The sequence below is a fragment of the Bradyrhizobium sp. GW821-FHT13H06 genome, from assembly GCF_058803975.1.
Genome location: NZ_JBXAPN010000012.1, coordinates 48,818 through 67,968, shown reverse-complemented (window position 1 = coordinate 67,968; position 19,151 = coordinate 48,818). Strand labels below are relative to the sequence as shown.

General features: G+C 64.5%; 18 protein-coding genes. 10 read left to right on the top strand and 8 right to left on the bottom strand.

The genetic code is table 11. From position 1 onward, the window contains the following. Positions 1-24 precede the first annotated feature (24 nt). Positions 25-1,743 carry an IlvD/Edd family dehydratase gene (locus AC1RQP_RS34345; protein WP_492941594.1) on the bottom strand — a complete coding sequence of 573 codons (1,719 nt, stop codon included), beginning with the start codon at positions 1,741-1,743 and terminating at the stop codon, positions 25-27. Between the two features lie 222 nt (positions 1,744-1,965). On the opposite strand from AC1RQP_RS34345, the gene AC1RQP_RS34340 reads away from it, so the two are divergent. Together AC1RQP_RS34340 and AC1RQP_RS34335 are read left to right on the top strand one after the other, a co-directional pair. Next, entirely contained in the window at positions 1,966-2,892 is a 927-nt protein-coding gene (locus AC1RQP_RS34340) for a hypothetical protein (RefSeq protein ID WP_492941592.1), read from the top strand. 411 nt (positions 2,893-3,303) lie between these two features. Then, the gene (locus AC1RQP_RS34335; protein WP_492941590.1) at positions 3,304-4,272 is read left to right on the top strand and encodes a DUF6662 family protein; all 969 of its coding nucleotides are present in this window, start codon (positions 3,304-3,306) and stop codon (positions 4,270-4,272) included. Between the two features lie 18 nt (positions 4,273-4,290). Here AC1RQP_RS34335 and AC1RQP_RS34330 read toward each other — a convergent pair whose 3' ends face one another. Continuing rightward, positions 4,291-5,418, bottom strand: coding sequence for a LysR family transcriptional regulator (locus AC1RQP_RS34330; RefSeq protein ID WP_492941588.1), 1,128 nt, complete (start codon positions 5,416-5,418; stop codon positions 4,291-4,293). Here AC1RQP_RS34330 and AC1RQP_RS34325 point away from each other — a divergent pair. Genes AC1RQP_RS34325 through AC1RQP_RS34305 form a run of 5 tightly spaced genes read left to right on the top strand, consistent with a single transcriptional unit; the run spans position 5,326 to position 8,101 of the window. Then, positions 5,326-6,138 (top strand): SDR family NAD(P)-dependent oxidoreductase, encoded by an 813-nt coding sequence (locus tag AC1RQP_RS34325; RefSeq protein ID WP_492941586.1) that lies wholly within the window; start codon positions 5,326-5,328, stop codon positions 6,136-6,138. The two genes, AC1RQP_RS34330 and AC1RQP_RS34325, sit on opposite strands and share 93 nt — an antisense overlap. A gap of 30 nt (positions 6,139-6,168) precedes the next feature. Continuing rightward, positions 6,169-6,702: a YkgB family protein gene (locus tag AC1RQP_RS34320; protein ID WP_239622175.1), complete on the top strand. Its 534-nt coding sequence runs from the start codon at positions 6,169-6,171 to the stop codon at positions 6,700-6,702. A gap of 50 nt (positions 6,703-6,752) precedes the next feature. Further along, positions 6,753-7,199 (top strand): cupin domain-containing protein, encoded by a 447-nt coding sequence (locus tag AC1RQP_RS34315; protein WP_239622174.1) that lies wholly within the window; start codon positions 6,753-6,755, stop codon positions 7,197-7,199. Then, positions 7,192-7,647, top strand: a complete 456-nt coding sequence (locus AC1RQP_RS34310; RefSeq protein WP_492941584.1) for a carboxymuconolactone decarboxylase family protein — start codon at positions 7,192-7,194, stop codon at positions 7,645-7,647. The genes AC1RQP_RS34315 and AC1RQP_RS34310 overlap by 8 nt, the downstream gene beginning before the upstream one ends. 43 nt (positions 7,648-7,690) lie before the next feature. Beyond that, a complete protein-coding gene (locus tag AC1RQP_RS34305) occupies positions 7,691-8,101 on the top strand; it encodes a cupin domain-containing protein (protein WP_239622172.1) in 411 nt (136 codons plus the stop codon). Between the two features lie 7 nt (positions 8,102-8,108). On the opposite strand, the gene AC1RQP_RS34300 is transcribed toward AC1RQP_RS34305, so the two are convergent. Further along, a complete protein-coding gene (locus tag AC1RQP_RS34300) occupies positions 8,109-8,933 on the bottom strand; it encodes an NAD-dependent epimerase/dehydratase family protein (protein WP_492941581.1) in 825 nt (274 codons plus the stop codon). Between the two features lie 91 nt (positions 8,934-9,024). On the opposite strand from AC1RQP_RS34300, the gene AC1RQP_RS34295 reads away from it, so the two are divergent. Continuing rightward, positions 9,025-9,993: an SMP-30/gluconolactonase/LRE family protein gene (locus AC1RQP_RS34295; RefSeq protein WP_492941579.1), complete on the top strand. Its 969-nt coding sequence runs from the start codon at positions 9,025-9,027 to the stop codon at positions 9,991-9,993. Positions 9,994-10,156: 163 nt separating this feature from the next. Here AC1RQP_RS34295 and AC1RQP_RS34290 read toward each other — a convergent pair whose 3' ends face one another. Beyond that, positions 10,157-11,587 carry an aldehyde dehydrogenase family protein gene (locus AC1RQP_RS34290; protein WP_492941803.1) on the bottom strand — a complete coding sequence of 477 codons (1,431 nt, stop codon included), beginning with the start codon at positions 11,585-11,587 and terminating at the stop codon, positions 10,157-10,159. Positions 11,588-11,887: 300 nt separating this feature from the next. After that, on the bottom strand, positions 11,888-14,251 hold the full coding sequence (locus AC1RQP_RS34285; RefSeq protein WP_492941578.1) for a thiamine pyrophosphate-binding protein: 2,364 nt from the start codon (positions 14,249-14,251) through the stop codon (positions 11,888-11,890). 132 nt (positions 14,252-14,383) lie between these two features. Here AC1RQP_RS34285 and AC1RQP_RS34280 point away from each other — a divergent pair, with 132 nt between their 5' ends. Beyond that, positions 14,384-14,845, top strand: a complete 462-nt coding sequence (locus AC1RQP_RS34280; RefSeq protein WP_131866897.1) for an Lrp/AsnC family transcriptional regulator — start codon at positions 14,384-14,386, stop codon at positions 14,843-14,845. A 91-nt stretch (positions 14,846-14,936) separates the two neighbouring features. Further along, entirely contained in the window at positions 14,937-15,857 is a 921-nt protein-coding gene (gene ppk2 / locus AC1RQP_RS34275) for a polyphosphate kinase 2 (RefSeq protein WP_239622168.1), read from the top strand. A 160-nt stretch (positions 15,858-16,017) separates the two neighbouring features. Here ppk2 and AC1RQP_RS34270 read toward each other — a convergent pair whose 3' ends face one another. The 3 genes from AC1RQP_RS34270 to AC1RQP_RS34260 form a co-directional block, all read right to left on the bottom strand. After that, positions 16,018-17,097: a zinc-binding dehydrogenase gene (locus AC1RQP_RS34270; protein WP_492941575.1), complete on the bottom strand. Its 1,080-nt coding sequence runs from the start codon at positions 17,095-17,097 to the stop codon at positions 16,018-16,020. 60 nt (positions 17,098-17,157) lie between these two features. Continuing rightward, positions 17,158-18,099, bottom strand: a complete 942-nt coding sequence (locus AC1RQP_RS34265) for a DMT family transporter (RefSeq protein WP_492941801.1) — start codon at positions 18,097-18,099, stop codon at positions 17,158-17,160. Between the two features lie 184 nt (positions 18,100-18,283). Next, entirely contained in the window at positions 18,284-19,123 is an 840-nt protein-coding gene (locus AC1RQP_RS34260) for an aldo/keto reductase (RefSeq protein ID WP_239622166.1), read from the bottom strand. Between the last annotated feature and the right edge of the window lie 28 nt (positions 19,124-19,151).

Here is a 19,151-nt window from a genome sequence, read left to right as displayed (position 1 = left end):
CCGAGCGTTCGTTCGCGCGGCCGATCAATGCTTCTCCGTCTGTTTCCCGGTCCTCTGCATGAAATCGAAGTCGCAGCCCTCGTCGGCCTGCATGATGGTCTCGTTGAACAGCCAGGCGTAGCCGCGCCGCATTTCCCCGGGGACGGCGGCCGGCTTCAGCGCGGCGCGGCGCCGCTCCAGCTCGGCGGCATCGACCAGCAGCTCGATGCTGCGCTTTTCGACGTCGAGGCGGATCATGTCGCCGTTCTCGACCAGCGCCAGCGGCCCGCCGACGGCGGATTCCGGCGTGATATGCAGCACGATGGTGCCGAACGCGGTGCCGCTCATGCGCGCATCCGAGATGCGCACCATGTCCTTGGTGCCGCCGCGCGCGAGCTTCTTCGGGATCGGCAGATAGCCGGCTTCCGGCATGCCCGGCGCGCCCTTCGGGCCGGCATTGCGCAGCACCAGCACGTCGTCGGCGGTGACGTCGAGATCGGGATCGTCGACCCGCAAGGTCATGTCCTCGACCGACTCGAAAACGACTGCCCGCCCGGTGTGCCGCAACAGTTTCGGGCTCGCGGCCGATTGCTTGATGACGGCGCCGCGCGGCGCGAGATTGCCGTGCAGGATGGCGAGGCCGCCTTCCTTCTTGATCGGGTTGTCACGCGGACGAATCGCGTCCTGCCCAGGCACCTCCTCCGCATTCGCTACGACATCGCGTAGCGTCTGGCCCGAGATGGTCCTGACATCGAGATCGATGAGATCGCCGAGCTGCGCCAGCAGTTTCGGCACGCCGCCGGCATGATGGAAATGCTCCATGTAATGCTCGCCCGACGGCTTCAGATCGACCAGCACCGGCACCTCGCGGCCGATCCGGTCGAACACTTCGAGATCGAGCCGATGCGGCGAGCGATGCGCCATCGCGGTCAGATGGATCAGGCCATTGGTCGAGCCGCCGATCGCCTGGAGCACGACCTGCGCATTCTTGAACGAGGCCGGCGTCAGCAACTCGCTGGGCTTCGGCCCCTTCGTCTTCGCCATCTTGGCGGCCACCTTGCCGCTCGCCTCGGCGAGACGGAAGCGCTCGGCATGCGGCGCCGGGATCGTTGCGCTCATCGGCAGCGACAGGCCCATGGCTTCGATCATGCAGGCCATGGTCGAGGCCGTACCCATCACCATGCAGGTGCCGACCGACGGTGCGAGGCGGCCATTCACCGCCTCGATCTCGGCATCGTTCATGTCGCCGGCGCGATATTTGGCCCATAGCCGGCGGCAGTCGGTGCAGGCGCCCAGCACCTCGCCCTTGTGATGGCCGACCACCATGGGCCCGACCGGGATCACCACCGTCGGCAGATCCGCACTGATCGCGGCCATCACCTGCGCCGGCAGCGTCTTGTCGCAGCCGCCGATCACGATCACCGCATCCATCGGCTGGGCGCGGATCATCTCCTCGGTGTCCATTGCCATCAGATTGCGCAGGTACATCGAGGTCGGATGCGCAAAGCTCTCGGCGATCGAGATGGTGGGGAATACGAACGGCATCGCGCCGGACAGCATCACGCCGCGCTTCGCCGCTTCGATGATCTGCGGGACGTTGCCGTGGCACGGATTGTAGTCGCTATAGGTGTTGGTGATGCCGACGATCGGGCGCTCCAGCGCGTCGTCGGAATAGCCCATGGCCTTGATGAACGCCTTGCGCAGGAACAGCGAGAAGCCGGCATCGCCATAGCTCGTCAAACCCTTGCGCAAGCCACTCGTCATCAGGTTGCTCCGTCCATTTTGCCATGGTGGTACCGCCTCGCCCCGCATTGTCAACAAGGCGCACGCATGGATCCGGCGGAGCTCATCCCTTCCCGAGGACCATCGTCTGGTAGATTCTCTGCGACCTCACAACCGATTAACGACTTGTTAGAAGACTCTAGCGCAAATGGTTTTTGAAACAAATAACAACCATGCCGGGTTCCTTTACCCGGAGAAATTCCCATGAATGTACCCGGTGTCCTGATCGCAGCGGCTTTCGGCGCAGCATTTTTCGCCGTGGAGTATGTGTGGTACTACCAGCCCGAATTGATCAATCCTGACGTCCTGATCAGCGCGCTCTCCTCCGAACACACGAGAGCTCGCGCAGCTGTTCGACATGCGCTGATCGATCCAGGGACGGCCACATTCGGCGCGTTGCGTTCAGTCGAAGCCGGTGCGGCGAGGTATGTTTGCGGCGGTGTCAAGGCAAGGGACAAGTCCGGCCAGGTCATCGACGCCGCTTTCGTCTACACCGTGGCCATTGATCTTGCCCGCATCGATGATGACGGACGCATCACGCGTCAGCGTTCGGGATACCGGCCCTGCCCCACCGAGGACGACAAGGTCGCGCAACAGCGGCCGGCTCTGTCACCCGGCGCGTCGGCGGTCGTCAAGACCGTTCAGAAGATTGCCCCCGAGGTGCAGACGTCGATTGCACCCGTCCTGACAGCGCCGACGCCATCGGCGGGCGGATCGTCGTCTGGCGGGACGATGGAGCAGCAGATTCGCGAACTGGCAGGCCGGACCGTTCCGCCTGATGCTGCCGATGGACAGGCAAGTCCGCCCGCGAAGCGCGAGGCAGCCAAGGAAGGCGAGTGGCGAGCCGATCGGCCTCCCACCGCCTGGCCCACATTCCCTCTGGGTCACGCATTGGCGAAGCCAACCCGGAAGCGAACCCCGTCGGAAGCATTGGCCCTGGCGAAAGAGGTCGAGGACCGCTGGAAGGGGGCGGAGTCATCGGGCGACATCTCCATGCGTCCTTCAGCGGACGACATCAACGAGGCCTGCCGCGCGCTCCTCACGATCGATTCAAGAGACGCCCAATATCCAAACGCGTGGGCCGCCTTTGCACGATTGCAGAAGATAAGCCGGGACATCGCCAGAGGTTGATTTCGATTAGCTTGACTGGCTGGGCAGACGTCCTGTCGCAGCCTCTTGCCGGCAGCGCGGTCAATGCCTCCGGTCGGTACGCTGGGGCTCACAAGCGCGCAAGGACCGCTCGATCGTCCCAGCCGCTCGCGATCCGCACTGGTCTCGCAAGGTAGGTACGGCCACTTGGTTTTGCGTCAATTTGGGCCTGACCCGCGCGAATTCCCGGGCGCACCTCGGCCGCCCCACCCAGGCGATGGCGCTGGAGCTCAGTCCAGCTGCGACACTTGAACGCAACTAAGAATGAGTCGCAATAATTGCATCGGCGACGATTGCGTGGAATATTTTGCGAATGACTTGCATTTGCATGGGTCAACGCATGCCTGAGACCTTCCGTCCATCAGCGAGTCTCGGCTTAGAGGTGAATTGTTGGTGTCTGGAATATTGAGCTTCCCGCGCGCCGTAGCGGCGGCAACGATCGTGGCCAGTCAGCTGGCGAGCTGTGCCTTGGCCTTCGCCGACGACAAGCCGGGGCGCACATATGGTACGCCTCGCGACCCGCTCAGCCACGCCGCCTCGAAGCCTGCGCAGAACCTGCCGTCAGCCCACGCGGAGATCGACACCGAGCACATTTTCGGCTTCAGCATGGGCTCCGACATCGGCAAGCCCGGCGAAATCGAGATCGAATTCGAGAATGTCGGCGCGTTCGGCAAGCGCTCCGGCAGCTACGCGGCCTGGGCCAATCTCAATCAGATCAAGTACACGGTCTCGGACAATTTCCGGATCGCACCCGGATTTGCACTGAGCGGACAGCGCATCAGCGGCGTTCCGGGACTTGCCGATCATTCGGACGTCGCTTTCGGTGGGGCCGCGCTCGAACTGCGCTACAAGCTTGTCGATCGCGCCGTCGCGCCCTTTGGGCTCACCCTCCACGCGCAGCCCGGCTGGAGCCGGATCGACGACGCCAGCGGCATGCCTATCCAGCAATATGGCGCAGAGTTTGCCGCGCTGTTCGATCGCGAGCTGGTCAAGGACAGGCTGTTTGCGGCCTTCAACGTCTGGTACGGGACCGGCGGAACCCGCGAGATCGCGACCAATCTTTGGCGACACGATTCCGAGATGCAGCTCCAGGCAGCGATCTCGTACGCGGTGCAGCCCGAACTCGTGCTCGGCCTCGGCGTTCGCTACGCGCGGGCGTATGACGGCGGCGCACTCGACCGTTTCGTCGGCGATGCGGTCTTCGCCGGCCCGACCTTCTCCTACACCATCTCGAAGGAAGTCGGCATTTCCGGTACCTGGCAGATGCAGGTTGCAGGCAGCGCGGTCGGCGACAGCCGCAGCCTCAACCTGGAGCAGTTCGAACGGCACCAGGCGCTGTTGCGTCTCAACCTGCATTTCTGATGTCCGCGCGCGACGCAGTCACGCCCGTTGCTTCCGCGACGGCACGTCCCGGGGCATGTCGGCCAAGCGCGCCCTCAGGCGCGGTACTGCAAAATCGAGAAAGGCTCGCAGTTTGGCCGGCATGAAGCGGTTGGGCGAATAGACGAAGTTGACCGGCTGCGGCGGCGGCTGAAAGTCCTGCAGAAGCGCGACCAGCTCTTCGGACCGCAGCGGGGCGGCGACGAGGTATGAGAACGCGATGGTGACTCCTATGCCTGCACGTGCGGCATCGAAGGCCGATTCGAGATTGCTCGCAATGAAGCGCGACCGCACGGGGACCGCATACTCGGTCTGCCCTCGTTTGAACCTCCAGACGTTCGGCGACTGAAGCGGAGGATAGCTGATGCAGTCATGCGCAGAGAGGTCGTCGGGAGACTGCGGTATCCCGCGTAATTCCAGATAGGCCGGACTGGCGCATGCCACGCGGTGAATGTCTCCCACGCGCACGGCGATCAGGCCGCTGTCTGCGAGATCGCCGACGCGAAGCGCGACGTCAATGTGCTCATCCAGGAGATTGAGCGTCCGGTCCTGCAAGTTGAGCTGAACGTCGACCTCCGGGAAGGCTGCAAGGAACTCGGCCAGAATCGGCTGCAGGCAGAGGCGACCGAGAGCGACGAGCGTCGTGACACTCAGATCTCCGCGCGGCGTGGTGTATTCGCCGGAGGCAACCCGCTCGGCCTCGGCGAGATCGGCAAGAATTCGCTTGGCTGCGGCGATATAGGAGCGCCCGGCGTCGGTGGGAACGAGGACGCGGCTCGATCGGTGAAACAGCTTGGTGCGCAGGTGCTCCTCGAGCTCCGAGACCTTCCGGCTCACCGTTGCCAGCGGCATTTTCTGGCGGCGTGCGGCGGCGGACAGGCTGCCGGCCTCCGCCACCGCCAAAACCACCGACATGCTTTCGAGACGATCCATCTGGATACTTCCATATTCTGGAAGGATAGATCCCAAATTTGCCAGATACCGGTCATTTCCGGAAGTGCCTATTCCTCTCCGCACCGAAACGGAGAGACGAAAATGACCCAGACCAGAAAAGGCACTGCCCTCATCACCGGCGCTTCGACCGGAATCGGCGCGATCTATGCCGACCGCCTGGCGAAGCGCGGCCACGACCTCATCCTCGTTGCGCGCAACAGGCAGCGGCTCGCATCGCTGGCGCGCCGGCTCACCAATGAAAGCGGCCGCAAGGTGGAGACGGTGCAAGCCGATCTCACATCCCCGTCCGACCTGCGCCATGTCGAGCAACTCCTCAGAACCGAGCCCGGCATCTCGGTGCTGGTCAACAACGCCGGCGTCGGCGCCTCGGCACCGCTGATCGCCTCCGACATCGACAAGATGGAGGACATGATCCGCCTCAACGTCGGCGCGCTCACGCGCCTAACCTACGCGGCGGTCCCCGGATTCATCGACCGCGGCCACGGCACGATCATCAACATCGCCTCCATCGCCGCGATCGCGCCGGAACTGCTGAACGGCGTCTACGGCGGCTCGAAAGCCTTCGTGCTCGCCTTCACCCAGTCACTCGTTCACGAACTCGCCGGCAAGGGCATCCGCGTGCAAGCCGTGCTGCCGGGCGCCACTGCGACCGAGTTCTGGGATGTCGCCGGTACACCGGTTCACCAACTGCCCGCAGAGATCGTCATGTCGGCCGACGACATGGTCGACGCGGCACTCGCGGGTCTCGACCTCGGCGAGGTCGTGACGATCCCGGCGCTGGCCGACCAGTCCGCGTGGGATCGCCACGAGAGCACGCGGCTCGCCATGACGAATAAGCTCTCGAGCGCCATTCCCGCCCCTCGCTACAACCTGCACACGCACGTGAATGCGTGAGCGATACCCAGCATCAAAACGGAGACAACCATGTCACGCATCATCAGCCACTCGTCCACCTCACCCATCGCGCTGAGCCGCACCATCAGCTGGCGCGATCAGTCTGAACGCCTGCTCGCCTACGCCGAACCGGTCAGCCGGATCGGTCTCTATGCGTCGCTTGCAATCATCTATGCCTGGTTCGGCGGGATGAAGTTCACCGATTACGAAGCCCAGGGGCTGGTTCCTCTGGTGGAGAACAGCCCACTGTTGCGCTGGTTCTACGCGCTGTTTTCGGTCCGCGGCTTCTCCACCTTTCTCGGCTTCGTCGAACTGAGCATCGGGTTCTTGATCGCGCTCCGGCTGGCAAGCCCGATCTATTCCGCAGCCGGCGGCCTTCTCTCGGCCGGACTGTTCGTCACGACGCTGAGCTTCATGATCTCGACGCCTGGCGTCGTCGTGCCGGAGCTCGGGGCGCCCGCGATCACCGTCGCGCCGGGGCAGTTCCTGCTGAAGGACGTCGGCCTGTTGGCTGCTTCCTTCTGGGTGTTCACGGACTCGCTGAAGGCCGTCATCCGCAGGTGAACAGGCGGGCCACAACACAACAGAGACGAATTCGAAACAGGAGAACTTCCATGAAAGTGCCATCCATCCTCGGTGCGGCTTGCGCTGCCATTGTTATTGCGGGTGCGGCGCCCAGCGCCGCCCACGGCATCGGCGAAACGGTCACGCCGCATTTCGAGCAATCGATCCCCAATATCCCGGGCAAGTCAGTCGTGGCCCTGGTTGTGAACTATGCACCTGGCGGAGCGTCGCCTTCGCACATCCACGCAAAGTCCGCCTTCATCTTCGGTTACGTGCTGTCAGGCGCAGTCGAGTCTCAGGTGAACGACGGACCCAGACGGGTATATCGTGCCGGCGAGAGCTTTTACGAGCCGCCGGGCTCCCGTCATCCCGTCAGTCGCAATGCGAGCCAGTCCAAGCCCGCAAGCCTGCTCGCAGTGTTCGTCGTCGACAGCGGCGAGAAGGATCTGACCACTGCCTCCGAGCAGGATCATCATCAAGGAGAGGAACATGAGTAAGCGTCTCGACTACAACCAGATCGCGCCGGCAGGCATCAAGGCGCTCGGCGGCGTCTACGGCTACATCCTGCAGAGCCGCCTTTCCGCCACGCTGATCGAGCTGATCTATCTGCGGATCTCCCAGATCAACAATTGCGCCTACTGCCTCGACATGCACACGCGCGACCTGCTCAAGAAGGGAGAGAAGGTCGAGAAGATCGCGCTGCTGCAGGCCTGGCGCGAGGCCGGCAATCTCTTCGACGAACGCGAGCGGGCCGCCCTGGCGTGGGCGGAAACCGTGACGCGGGTTGCCGAGACCGGCGTCCCTGACGAGGCCTACCAGGCCGCACGCGCCGTATTCGAGGAGCGTGAGCTTGTGGACCTCACGATCGCCATCAGCCTGATGAATGCCTACAACCGCATGGCCATCAGCTTTCGCGCAACACCCGCGACAGCGGCCGCCGCCTGATCGACACCCGCGCAACCTCGCGCACAACCGAAAGGCCATTCACATGAAGAGACATGGAATCATCGTTGCGGCGGCGCTGATCGCCGCAACCAGCCTGACTTCGCTCGCCGCACGATCCGAAGAGCCACGGCTGGGAGACATCAAGCGCACACATCTCATGAAGGAAGCTCTGAGCGTTCCCGGACGCGAGGTCATCCAGGTCCGCGTCGATTTTCCTCCGGGCGTTGTCGCCGTCAGGCACAATCACCCGGGCGAAGAGCTCGTCTATCTGATCGAAGGCGAGCTGGAATATCGGCTCGACGGCAGGCCGCCGGTGATCCTGAAGGCCGGCGACGTGCTGCTCATTCCTCACGGAGTACATCATGCAGTAACGAACGTCGGCAGCGGCAACGCGGCGGAGCTTGCGACCTACATCGTCGAGACAGGCAAGCCGCTGTTGACGCTCGGCAGGTGAACCGCTTCTAACGCTTGGTCCAGTCGATCACGCGGCCTGGGTCGGCATCGAACTCCATGCTGCAGAACGTGCCGCCCTGGAAATAATCGCCGACGGGATCCGGCTTGAGCTTGGCCTGCTCCGCCATCGCGTGCTCACGGAAATCTTCGGCGCGGCCGGTCGGACGATAGCCGAGCTCGTAGGCTCGGTGATTGTCCCACCAGGCGCGCTCGTTGAAAGAGGCGCCGTAGAAGACCTCGAAATGGATGTCGGGATGTTCGAGCCCGATGCGGCAGAGCTGCACCAGATCATCGGGCTTGAGCCAGATCGCGAGCCGGCGCTGGTCGAGCGGCATGTCGCCGAAATTGCCGATGCGCAGGCAAGTCACCTTGAGGCCATGCTTGTCGGCATAGAGCGCGCCGACGGCCTCGCCGAACACCTTGCTGACGCCGTAGCGGCTGTCGGGCCGCGCAGTGACGTCCGTGCCGATCTTGTGGTGGCGCGGATAGAAGCCGACGGCGTGGTTCGACGAGGCGAACACCACGCGCTTGACGCCCTTGCGATACGCGGCCTCGAACAGATTGTAGCCGCCGATGATGTTGGCCTGGAGGATTTGATCCCAGGTGCCTTCGACCGAATAGCCGCCGAAATGGAGGATGCCGTCGACGCCCTCGCAAATCGCCTCGCACTGCGCGAGATCGGCGAGGTCCGCCGCCTTGAACTGCTCACTCGCCCCGAGGTCGTTCGGCGGTCGGATGTCGCTGAGCAGCAGATCGGGATAGATCGGCGGCAGGAGTTTCCGGAGGCGCGTTCCGATTCCGCCCGAAGCCCCCGTCATCAAAATACGCGGCATGTCTTCCCTCGCCTGTGGTGACCGATTTGCGGCCATGGATATCTGATGCTAGCAGACTTGGACAGAGGGAACGCAACGACGAGAACCGCGCATGAACGATGCATCGTCCCATAATCAAGGCTGGCGGCCGGCGACCTGTTATCCCGACCCGGCGATCAAGGCACTCGATCCCCGCTTCGAAAAATACTGGCTGAAACTTTCGGCGGTGGAGCGGCTGGCGACCGGCCTGCGCTGGGCCGAGGGTCCGGTGTGGTTCGGCGACGGGCGCTATCTCTTGTGCAGCGACATTCCGAACCAGCGCATCCTCAAATGGGAGGAAGAGACCGGCGCCGTCAGCGTGTTCCGCAAGCCGTCGAATTTCGCCAACGGCAACACCCGCGACCGGCAGGGACGGCTCATCACCTGCGAGCATGGCGGGCGGCGCGTCGTTCGCACCGAATATGACGGCAGCATCACCGTGCTGATCGACTCGTTCGACGGCAAGCGGCTGAACTCGCCGAACGACGTCGTGGTGAAGTCCGACGGCTCGATCTGGTTCACCGATCCCACCTTTGGCCTGCTCGGCAACTACGAAGGCTACAAGGCGGAGCCCGAGATCGAGCCTAACGTCTACCGGCTCGATCCCGCGACCGGCAAGGCAACGATCGTCGCCGAAGGCGTGCTCGGTCCAAACGGGCTGTGCTTCTCGCCGGACGAGACAATCCTCTACGTCGTGGAGTCGCGCGGGGTGCCGAACCGCAAGATCCTCGCCTATGACGTCTCGGCCGACGGCACCACGATTTCCAACAAGCGCGTCCACATCGATGCAGGTCCCGGCACGCCCGACGGCATGCGCTGCGACATCGACGGCAATCTCTGGTGCGGCTGGGGCATGGGCGATCCCGAGCTCGACGGCGTGGTGGTGTTCGCACCGGACGGAGTCATGATCGGCCGCATCGCGCTGCCCGAGCGCTGCGCCAATCTCTGCTTCGGCGGCGTCAAGCGCAACCGCCTGTTCATGGCCGCGAGCCAGTCGATCTACGCGCTGTACGTCAACACGCAAGGTGCGGTGGGGGGATAGGCGCTTCGTGTTGCCTCCGTCATTGCGAGGAGCACTTGCGACGAAGCAATCCAGACTGCCTCCGCGGAGAGATTCTGGATTGCTTCGCTGCGCTCGCAATGACAAAGCGAAAACGCCGGAGCGGTTGCCCGCTCCGGCGTCGTATTCGTTCACGCGATGATGCTTACGCCGCGTTGAAGCCCGCGACGGCCTTCACTTCGAGGAAGTCCTCGAGGCCGAATTTGCCCCACTCGCGGCCGTTGCCGGACTGCTTGTAGCCGCCGAACGGCGCGGTACGGTCGTTGGGCACGCCCTGGAGGTTGACGTTGCCGGCGCGGATCTGACGGCCGACACGTTTGGCGTCCTCGACCGACGGACCGTAGACATAGCCCGCGAGGCCATACGGCGTATCGTTCGCGATCTTCACCGCATCGGCTTCGTCCTTGGCGCCGATGATGGTCAGCACCGGTCCGAAGATCTCTTCGCGTGCGATCGTCATGTCGGGAGTGACGTCGGCGAAGATGGTCGGACGGACATAGAAGCCCTTGTTGACACCCTCGGGCAGGCCCGGACCGCCCGCGACGAGGGTAGCGCCCTCGTCGATGCCCTTCTTGATCAGGCCCTGGATCTTGTCCCACTGGCCGCGGTTGACGACGGGGCCGATGGTGGTGCCTTCGGCGCGGGGATCGCCGGCCTTGGTCTTGTCGGCGACGGCCTTCGCGATCGCGGCAACTTCCCTCATCTTCGACAGCGGCACGATCATGCGCGAGGGCGCGTTGCAGGACTGGCCGGAGTTGTTGAACATGTGCATCACGCCGCCGGTCACCGCCTTCGTGAGGTCGGCGCCTTCGAGGATGACGTTCGGCGACTTGCCGCCGAGCTCCTGGCTGACGCGCTTCACGGTCGGCGCCGCGCGCTTGGCCACGTCGATGCCGGCGCGGGTCGAGCCGGTGAACGAGATCATGTCGATATCAGGGTGCTCGCTCATGGCGGCGCCGACCTCGGGGCCGAGACCGTTGACGAGGTTGAACACGCCCTTCGGCACGCCGGCTTCATGCAGGATCTCGGCGAAGATCAGCGCTGAGGTCGGGGTGAACTCGCTGGGCTTGAGGATCATGGTGCAGCCGGCGGCGAGCGCGGGCGCGACCTTGCAGGCAATCTGGTTCAGCGGCCAGTTCCAGGGCGTGATCATGCCGACCACGCCGATCGGCTCGCGCAGCACCATGGCGGTGCCGACCGGCTCCTCGAAATGATAGTTCTTGAGCACGTCGAGCGTGGTCATGAGATGGCCGAGGCCGGCGCCGGCCTGGAGCTTTTCCGCCATCGGCAGCGGCGCACCCATCTCGTCGGAGACGGCAGCACCGATCTCCTTGAGACGGCCCTTGTAGACCTCAATGACCTTCGACAGCAGCGCGACGCGCTCCTCGCGGCTGGTCTGGGAGAAGGTGGCAAAGGCGCGCTTGGCGGCAGCAACCGCCTTGTCCACGTCGGCCTTGGAGCCCAGCGCAACCTCGTACATCGCCTCTTCCGTCGCCGGATTGACCACGGCGGTGGACTTCTTGACGGCGGGATCGACCCAGGCGCCGTCGATGTAGAATTGCATGCGATTGACCATCATTAACCTCTTCTTGGAGCTTGGAGGGGGCGTTTCGGCAGGCATCCTTGCACGAAAGCGCCGGCAATTGAACCCGCCATATGCGGGGCCAGCGTTGCGGCGAGCGCGCGGAATATGGGACGCGATTTGAAGCGAGGCAAGCGGCTCTGGGTCCCGGCTCGGCGTCGCGACATTTCATGTCGCGCCTTGTCCGGGACACGAGATTGGAGCGAGTGCAAACACACTCGTGCCCCGGACGCAGCGCAGCACTTCTTCAGTGATGCGCTGCAGAGCCGGGGCCCATGCGCGTGGTTACCCCGACTACACCGCCATCTTCCGGTGCAACACCGGCGCACCGGTGGTGAGGCTTTCGGCCGCATCGATGATGGCGTTGGCATCGATGCCGTAGTGCCGATAAAGGTCCGCGATGCTGCCCGTCTGGCCGAATTGCTCGACGCCAAGCGCCTCGACGCGGTGGCCGCGGACGCTGCCGAGCCAGCCGAGCGCGGAGGGATGGCCATCGATCACGGTGACGATGCCGCAGTCGCGCGGCAGCGGCGCCAGCAGTTTTTCGATGTGGCTGAGATGCTGGACGCCGCGGCGGTCGCGCCGCAATTTCCGCGCGGCGGTCCAACCGGCGTGGAGACGATCCGCCGAGGTGATCGCGAGCAGGCCGACGTCGCGGCGGCTCTCGCCGATGAAGCCGGTGGCCTCGATCGCTTCCGGCGCGACTGCGCCGGTATAGGCGATCACGACTTCGGCATTCGGGCCCGGCTTGCGCAGCCAATAAGCGCCATCGGTGATGCCCTGCCTCAGCTCCGGCGTCATGATCCGCTGCGCCTGCTCGATGCTGCGCGTGGAAAGCCGCAAATAGACCGAGCCGCCCTCGCCCGCCTCACGCTGCATGTGCTCAAAACCGAACGCCATGATCACGGCGAGCTCGTCGACGAAGGCCGGCTCGAATGAAGCGAGCCCGTCCTGCGCCATGCCTATCAGCGGCGTCGCGATCGACTGGTGCGCGCCGCCCTCCGGCGCGAGCGTGATGCCGGACGGCGTCGCCGCCACCATGAAGCGGGCGTCCTGGTAGCAGGCATAGTTCAGCGCGTCGAGGCCGCGCTCGATGAAGGGATCGTAGAGCGTGCCGACCGGCAGCAGCCGCTCGCCGTTGATCTGGTGCGACAGGCCGAGCGCGGACAGCATGATGAACAGGTTCATCTCGGCAATGCCGAGCTCGAGATGCTGGCCCCTGGGCGAGGCGTCCCAGTTGTAGGTCGAGGGAATTTTCTCGCTGCGGAATAAGTCCGCCTTCTCGGCGCGCGCGAACAGCCCGCGGCGGTTGACCCAGGGGCCGAGATTGGTGGAGACGGTGACGTCGGGCGAGGTCGTCACGATGCGCCTCGCCAACTCGCTGTCGCTGCGCGCGATCTCGTTGAGCACCAGGCCAAAGCCCTGCTGGGTCGACATCTGCGGCGACGGCTTGAAGGCGAGCTGCTGGGGCACCTCGACGACGGGAGCCGTCAGCCGGCGGCCGTCCTGGTTGAACGGCACCCGAGCGAGGAAAGCTTCCAGTTCGGCCGCATCCTGCGTCAGCCCTTCGAACTTGTCCCATTCGTGTCCGGGCCGGATGTTCTGGCCGTCGCGGTACTTCTCCATCTGTGCGACCGTCATCAGGCCGGCGTGGTTGTCCTTGTGGCCCTGGAACGGCAGGCCGACACCCTTGATGGTGTAGGCGATGAAGCAGACCGGGCGATCATGATCGATGGAGTCGAACGCCTCGAGCATGCTCGCCATGTCGTGGCCGCCGAGATTCGACATCAGCGCGAGCAGCTCCTCGTCGCTGCGCCTGTCGATCAGCTTCGTGATCGGGCCCTGGTCGCCGATCTCGTCGTGCAGATGCTTGCGGAAGGCCGCGCCGCCCTGGAAGCACAGCGCCGCGTAGAGCGCGTTCGGGCAGTTGTCGATCCAGCGCTTCAAGGCTTCGCCGCCGGGCTCGGCAAAGGCATCGCGCATCAGCCGGCCGTATTTCACGATCACCACGTCCCAGCCGAAATTGCGGAACATGGTCTCGAACTTTTCCCAGAGCCCCTCGCGCACGACGGCGTCGAGCGACTGACGGTTATAATCGACCACCCACCAGGTGTTGCGCAGGCCGTGCTTCCAGCCCTCTGCCAGAGCCTCGAAGATGTTTCCCTCGTCCATCTCGGCGTCGCCGACGAGGGCGATCATCCGGCCTTCGCGGCGGTCCTTCATCCAGCCATGCGCCTTGACGTAGTCCTGCACCAGCGAAGAGAACAGCGTCTGCGCGACGCCGAGGCCGACCGAGCCGGTGGAGAAATCGACGTCGTCGACGTCCTTGGTGCGCGACGGATAGGACTGCGCGCCCTTGAACCCGCGAAAATTCTCCAGCTTTTCGCGGGTCTGGCGGCCGAACAGATACTGGATGGCGTGGAACACCGGGCTCGCATGCGGCTTCACCGCGACGCGATCCTCGGGGCGCAGCACGTGGAAGTACAGCGCGGACATGATGGTCGCGAGCGAGGCGGAGGAGGCCTGGTGGCCGCCGACCTTGAGGCCGTCCGCATTGGCGCGGATGTGGTTGGCGTGGTGGATGGTCCAGGACGACAGCCACAGCGCCTTGCGGGCCAGCGCGGTCAGGGTGTCGAGGCGAGCGGGATCAACGGGCATGGCGATGCTCCGGGAAATAAGCACCGATCATACGCCTGCGGGCCGCGCCAAACTTCTCAATTTTTCGCGCCATACCGGACGATATTGGGATATTTTACCAATCAGACGCCTCCTGACCCAGGTTCCATCCCAATGCCAGAGCTCGACGCCATCGACCGGAAAATCCTCGGCCATCTCCAGAACGACAGCCGGATGACCATGCAGGAGCTCGCCGACAAGGTCGGACTCTCCGTCTCGCCCTGCCACCGCCGGGTCAAGCTGCTGGAGGAGCGCGGCGTGATCTCGCGCTATATCGCGACCGTGGACCAGAAGGCGCTGGGACTGCATGTCAGCGTCTTCATCTCGATCAAGCTGGCGCGGCAGAAGGAGGAGGACCTCAACCGCTTCGCCCGCGCGATCTCGAAATGGGACGAGGTCCTGGAGTGCTATCTGATGACCGGCAACCGCGACTATCTGCTCCGCGTCGTCGCCGCCGACCTCGCCTCCTACGAGACGTTCCTCAAGACCAAGCTGACCCGGCTCGACGGCATCGCCTCGATCGAGTCCAGCTTCGCGCTCAGCCAGGTGAAATATTCGATCGCGCTGCCGGTGTGACCTGCGTCAGCGGGATCGCAGGTTGTCACATGGCCGCAACAAACCCCGCCGATGGTCGTTGTGACTGGTATCCGAGCCGAGAGAAGCACCCATGACCGCATCCGACCGCAAATCCCAGATCTCCAAGCGCGAGCGCATCATCCAGGAAATGGCCGACGATCTCGACGAGGAACTGGAGATGGAGCTGGATGATACCCGTCTCGACGAGCTCCTTGACGAGGCCGGAACGCTGAAACCGACGGTCGATCGCAGGCTCTATTTCCGGGAACTGCTTCGCCTCCAGGGCGAGCTCGTCAAGCTCCAGGACTGGGTGCAGAGCGAGAAGAAAAAGGTCGTGGTGCTGTTCGAGGGCCGCGACTCCGCCGGCAAGGGCGGCGTGATCAAGCGCATCACCCAGCGCCTCAATCCCCGCATCTGCCGCGTCGCGGCGCTTCCGGCGCCGAACGAGCGCGAGCGCACGCAATGGTATTTCCAGCGCTACGTCGCGCACCTGCCGGCCGGTGGCGAGATCGTGCTGTTCGACCGTAGCTGGTACAACCGCGCCGGCGTCGAGCGCGTGATGGGCTTTTGCTCGGAGGACGAGTATCAGGAGTTCTTCAAGTCCGTGCCGGAATTCGAGCGCATGCTGATCCGCTCCGGCATCATCCTGGTCAAGTACTGGTTCTCGATCACTGACGACGAGCAGCAGTTCCGCTTCACCATGCGGATCAAGGATCCCCTCAAGCAGTGGAAGCTGAGCCCAATGGACGTCGAGTCCCGCAGTCGCTGGGAGGCGTACACCAAGGCCAAGGAGACGATGCTGGAGCACACGCATCTGCCGGATAGCCCATGGTGGATTGTCGATGCCGTGGACAAGAAGCGCGCCCGGCTCAACTGCATCGCGCATCTATTGACTCAGATCCCGTACCGGGAGGTCGCGCGGGCTCCGGTGACGCTGCCGCCGCGCGTGCGCAACCCCGACTATCAGCGAGGCCCGGTCCCGCCGGAGATGTATGTGCCGGCGAAATATTGACGGTGGTCTCGCCGTTAACCTCTCCCGCTTGCGGGAGAGGTCGCGCCGCAGGCGCGGGTGAGGGCTTTCTCCTCGAAGGGAATCCCAATGCGGAGACACCCTCTCCCCACCCCTCTCCCGCAAGCGGGAGAGGGAGCGCATCGCCGTCGCGGCGGCGCTTTCACCGCCATGGCTGCACGATGATCTTGGTGTGCATCTCGGGATTGGCGAGATCGGCGAACGCCTTGGCGACGCCGTCGATGCCGACCTCGGCGGTCACCATCGCGGCGGCATCCACCTGCCCTTCCGCGATCAGGCGCAGTGAGCTGGCGAATTCGTCCGGCGTGTAGCCGAGCACGTACTGGACGCTCAGCTCCTTCATGATACCGAGCATGGGCTCGCTTCTGTCGGCTTCCATGCAGACGCCGACCACGATGATGCGCGCATCGCGCGGCGCGCCTTCGAACACCTGCTGCAGCAGGCCGGGTATGCCGACACATTCGAAGATGATCGCCGGCTTCAGCGCCGGCAGCATGGCCCGGAACGGTGGTCGCGCCGCCTTCTCCGCCTCCGACATCTGCGCGTGCTCGGCCCAGGTCGCATAGGGCTGCGATACCTTGGGATCGACCACGACGTCCGCGCCCAGCTTCGCCGCGAGCGCGCGCCGGGCCGGCGAATAGTCCGCGGCGACGATCGGATGCAGGCCCCTGAGCTTCAGCGCGGCGATCACCGCGAGGCCGACCGGGCCGCAGCCGATCACGAGCGGCACCTCGCCGCCGCTGATATTGGCTTTCGCCACGGCGTGGACGCCGACCGCCAGCGGCTCGGTGAGCGCGGCATGCTCCGGCGCAAGCCCGTTGGGCACTTCAAGCAGCAGCGCTTCGCTCAGCAGCATCGCCTCGGCGTAGCCGCCGACATTGTCGTTGGAATAGCCGATGCCTTCGATACCCTGCGGCGTCAGCAGCGCCGGCAGCGAGCAGACGCGGGTGCCGGGCTTGAGCTTGCGTTCGGTTCCGGTGCCGTAGTCGACGATTTCGCAGCAGAATTCGTGGCCGAACACGACGTCGCGGGAGAGATCCATCGGCTTGCGCCCGACCTTCCGCGCCATCTCCACCATGCGGTGGGCGTGCTGGCGCGCGTGCAGGTCGGAGCCGCAGATGCCGCAGGCGAGCGTCCTGACCAGCACCTGGCCGGGGCCCGGCTTCGGCTCGGCGATCCGGTCGACGACGATCTCTCCGTTCCTGAAAATCGCGGCCCGCATCCGGCTCCTCCCGTCTTGTTTGGAGCGCTGATACCACGAAGCACGAGGGGCGAACTTGCGTCAGGCGTTCGGGGAACGCTCTTCCAGCACCAGGAGCTGGGCGCGGCGGACACGCTCGCGATGGGCGATGTAGAGGCCGCTGGCGACGATGAAGGCCGCGCCGGTGATGGTCCAGATGTCGGGCACTTCGCCGAAGATGAAGAAGCCCAGAATACTGACCCAGAGCAGCTGCGTGTAGGAGAAGGGCGCCAGCACCGAAGCATCGCCGTAGCGATAGGCGAGCACGACGATCCACTGGCCTGCGGTCGAGGCGACGCCGATGAAGATGCCGAGCGCGACCGCGGTCCAGGATGGCGTGACCCAGACGAACGGCACCAGCGCGGTCAGGATCGCAAGGCCCGTCAGCGAGGAATAGGCCATGGTGGTGACGACAGCTTCCCGCCCACTCATCATGCGCGTCAGGATCAAGGTGCCGGCCCAGCATGCCGCCGAGACCAATGGAAAGAATGCGGCGGGGTGAAACGCGCTTGTGCCCGGGCGCAGGATGATCAGCACGCCGATCAGGCCGAGCGCGGTCGCGAGCCAGCGGCGCATGCCGACCTTCTCGCCGAGGAAGACGATCGAAAGCGCAGTGACGAACAGCGGCGCAACGAAGCCGGTGGCGGATGCCTCCGCGATCGGCAGGAAGCCGAGACCCGTGATGAAGAACAGCGAGGAGCCAAGCAGCGCCGCCCCGCGCATCACGTGAAGGCCGGGACGCTTGGTGCGCATCGCATAGAGCCGCGAGACGGGCAGCATCACCGGCGTGAACAGCAGCGTGAAGGTGAGGAAGCGGATCCAGGTGATCTCGATCGACGGCAGGCTGGTCGACAGATATTTCGCAGTGACGTCGGAGCAGCCGAGGAACACCGTCGAGAGCAGGATCAGTACGATGCCTTTGAAGGGATGATCGACGCGCGCGGGTGCGCGGCGGCCGACATGCTTCGTCTCGGGCACGGGCATGGAAATACTGTCGAGCCTTGCGGCTGCGGCTGGCGGCGGGGTCACGGCTGGAACTCGGGAAAAATGCGAATCGAGCGCCCTAAAAAACGACAAATGTGCCGCGTTCACAACTTCCGAAAACAGGATGCCGATATGCGCAGGCCGCCGCGCGCGTCAATGCTCCGTTAATATTGCGCGTTGTGCATTACAGCATGGGCAGGCCGCGCGGCTTCGGCCCGCGCGGAAACGCCGCGTCAAGCGCCGCAATCTCGTCTTTCGTCAGCACGATATCGCCTGCGGCCGCATTTTCGCCGGCGTGTTCCGGGGACGAGGCCTTCGGGATCGCGAACACCGTGGTCGCACGGGTGAGGAAGCTCAGCGCGACCTGACGCGGCGTCGCGCGACGCGTCTCCGCGATGCGCGCCAGCACCGCGCCGCCCTTGCTGCTGCTCGCCGGGAAATCGTCGTGCCCGAACGGCGAGTAGGCAACGACGGCGACACCGTGCCGCTCGCACCACGGGATCACCGCATGCTCGATCGCACGCTCCTTCAGATGATAGAGCACCTGGTTGCACGCGATCCGGCCTTCGCCGGCGACCTCGAGAATCTCGTCGAGATCGTCCGCGTCGAAATTGGAGACGCCCCAGGACCTGATCTTGCCTGATTTCACCAGCTCCTCGAACGCAGCGACGGTGTCCTCCAGCGGATAGGAGCCGCGCCAGTGCAAGAGATAGCAGTCGAGCCGGTCGGTCTTAAGCCGCTTCAGCGAGCGCTCGCAAGCGGTGATGGTTCCGCGGCGCGAGGCGTTGCTGGGCAGCACTTTCGAAACGAGGAACACCTCGTCGCGCCGGCTCGCGATCGCATCCGCGATGACGAGTTCGGCATCGCCATACATCTCGGCGGTGTCGATATGGGTCATGCCGAGATCGAGCCCGCGCTGAAGCGCCGCGATCGCGCGCTTGCGGTCGCCGTGATCGAGGTACCAGGTGCCCTGCCCGATGATCGAGACGTTGGCGCCGGTCCGGCCGAAGGGGTGCGTGTTCATGTTTACTCCTTCAGATGCTCTACAGCAT

What these genes read in the sequence shown, in the direction of transcription:
- ppk2 (WP_239622168.1), top strand. Translation starts at nt 14,937, where the DNA reads ATGACCGCATCCGACCGCAAATCCCAGATCTCCAAGCGCGAGCGCATC.
- AC1RQP_RS34260 (WP_239622166.1), bottom strand. Translation starts at nt 19,123, where the DNA reads ATGAACACGCACCCCTTCGGCCGGACCGGCGCCAACGTCTCGATCATC.
- AC1RQP_RS34305 (WP_239622172.1), top strand. Translation starts at nt 7,691, where the DNA reads ATGAAGAGACATGGAATCATCGTTGCGGCGGCGCTGATCGCCGCAACC.
- AC1RQP_RS34300 (WP_492941581.1), bottom strand. Translation starts at nt 8,933, where the DNA reads ATGCCGCGTATTTTGATGACGGGGGCTTCGGGCGGAATCGGAACGCGC.
- AC1RQP_RS34345 (WP_492941594.1), bottom strand. Translation starts at nt 1,743, where the DNA reads ATGACGAGTGGCTTGCGCAAGGGTTTGACGAGCTATGGCGATGCCGGC.
- AC1RQP_RS34295 (WP_492941579.1), top strand. Translation starts at nt 9,025, where the DNA reads ATGAACGATGCATCGTCCCATAATCAAGGCTGGCGGCCGGCGACCTGT.
- AC1RQP_RS34310 (WP_492941584.1), top strand. Translation starts at nt 7,192, where the DNA reads ATGAGTAAGCGTCTCGACTACAACCAGATCGCGCCGGCAGGCATCAAG.
- AC1RQP_RS34315 (WP_239622174.1), top strand. Translation starts at nt 6,753, where the DNA reads ATGAAAGTGCCATCCATCCTCGGTGCGGCTTGCGCTGCCATTGTTATT.
- AC1RQP_RS34325 (WP_492941586.1), top strand. Translation starts at nt 5,326, where the DNA reads ATGACCCAGACCAGAAAAGGCACTGCCCTCATCACCGGCGCTTCGACC.
- AC1RQP_RS34340 (WP_492941592.1), top strand. Translation starts at nt 1,966, where the DNA reads ATGAATGTACCCGGTGTCCTGATCGCAGCGGCTTTCGGCGCAGCATTT.
- AC1RQP_RS34290 (WP_492941803.1), bottom strand. Translation starts at nt 11,587, where the DNA reads ATGGTCAATCGCATGCAATTCTACATCGACGGCGCCTGGGTCGATCCC.
- AC1RQP_RS34280 (WP_131866897.1), top strand. Translation starts at nt 14,384, where the DNA reads ATGCCAGAGCTCGACGCCATCGACCGGAAAATCCTCGGCCATCTCCAG.
- AC1RQP_RS34320 (WP_239622175.1), top strand. Translation starts at nt 6,169, where the DNA reads ATGTCACGCATCATCAGCCACTCGTCCACCTCACCCATCGCGCTGAGC.
- AC1RQP_RS34270 (WP_492941575.1), bottom strand. Translation starts at nt 17,097, where the DNA reads ATGCGGGCCGCGATTTTCAGGAACGGAGAGATCGTCGTCGACCGGATC.
- AC1RQP_RS34265 (WP_492941801.1), bottom strand. Translation starts at nt 18,099, where the DNA reads ATGCCCGTGCCCGAGACGAAGCATGTCGGCCGCCGCGCACCCGCGCGC.
- AC1RQP_RS34285 (WP_492941578.1), bottom strand. Translation starts at nt 14,251, where the DNA reads ATGCCCGTTGATCCCGCTCGCCTCGACACCCTGACCGCGCTGGCCCGC.